The sequence below is a fragment of the Bacillus cereus group sp. BfR-BA-01355 genome (assembly GCF_022663675.1).
In the GTDB taxonomy this organism is placed as follows: domain Bacteria; phylum Bacillota; class Bacilli; order Bacillales; family Bacillaceae_G; genus Bacillus_A; species Bacillus_A thuringiensis_S.
This window is the reverse complement of record NZ_JAKUFY010000527.1, coordinates 1-210: the sequence shown is the minus strand read 5'-3', so window position 1 is coordinate 210 and position 210 is coordinate 1. Positions and strand designations below refer to the sequence as shown.

The window sequence follows — 210 nt, the reverse complement described above, 5'->3', positions numbered from 1 at the left end:
TCCCAGATTCCGACGGAATTTCACGTGTTCCGCCGTACTCAGGATACATTCAAGAGAGAACGAAGTTTCGACTACGGGGTTGTTACCCTCTACGACGGACCTTTCCAGGTCACTTCGTCTACCTCGTTCCTTTGTAACTCCGTATAGAATGTCCTACAACCCCAAGAGGCAAGCCTCTTGGTTTGGGCTATGTTCCGTTTCGCTCGCCGC

The 210-nt window shown here is 51.4% G+C and carries 1 rRNA gene; it reads right to left on the bottom strand.

The annotated features are described in order from the left end of the window. Window positions 1-210, bottom strand: a 23S ribosomal RNA gene (locus MR167_RS33895); the annotation flags it as partial.